Here is a 481-nt window from a genome sequence, read left to right as displayed (position 1 = left end):
TCGATTTTTTGGTTGTTATCATTAAGGCCATCAATAAGGATATCACCATCAAAGACAGTACCAACGGGACATGTGAGATATAACGTATCCCATATCTTAGCTTTAAGTGCTGTATCTATGATTTGCGTCTTTTCACTATTCATCTTCTCATCTTCTAAAATAAGGTAAATATTAACTTTCCCAGCACTGCTTTTGATATTGGCATGCCTAACTCCACAACTAATTGTTTGATATCTTGTTTTTGAATTCCAAAATCAGAGTCAAATGCAATACTCATAAATTAAACTCCATGTTAAGTGAATCTTGTGGAAAGTAAAATATAATGTTTAATATATTATTTTGTATTATTGCCTTAATAGCAGTTAAATCAATTTTTAGATCATTTGCTATCATGTAAAAATAAGCTTTGATTTGATCAATTTGTCCAATTTTGCATATTCGTAATATATAAAAATAATCGAATCCCCATTCTGGTAAGTAA

General features: G+C 29.5%; 2 protein-coding genes and 1 pseudogene. All 3 read right to left on the bottom strand.

Features of this window, described 5'->3' with window-relative positions; all coding sequences use genetic code 11:
• The coding region (locus U881_RS11995) for a DUF276 domain-containing protein (RefSeq protein ID WP_235048161.1) at window positions 1-161 on the bottom strand (161 nt) is incomplete at its 3' end.
• Window positions 155-277, bottom strand: a complete 123-nt coding sequence (locus U881_RS13570) for a hypothetical protein (RefSeq protein ID WP_268744161.1) — start codon at window positions 275-277, stop codon at window positions 155-157. The genes U881_RS13570 and U881_RS11995, both read right to left, overlap by 7 nt.
• Window positions 274-481 (bottom strand): annotated as a pseudogene (locus tag U881_RS13385) (hypothetical protein); the annotation flags it as partial. The pseudogene U881_RS13385 and the gene U881_RS13570, both read right to left, overlap by 4 nt.

The organism is Borrelia persica No12, assembly GCF_000500045.1.
GTDB lineage: Bacteria > Spirochaetota > Spirochaetia > Borreliales > Borreliaceae > Borrelia > Borrelia persica.
This window is presented reverse-complemented; position numbering and strand designations above follow the sequence as displayed.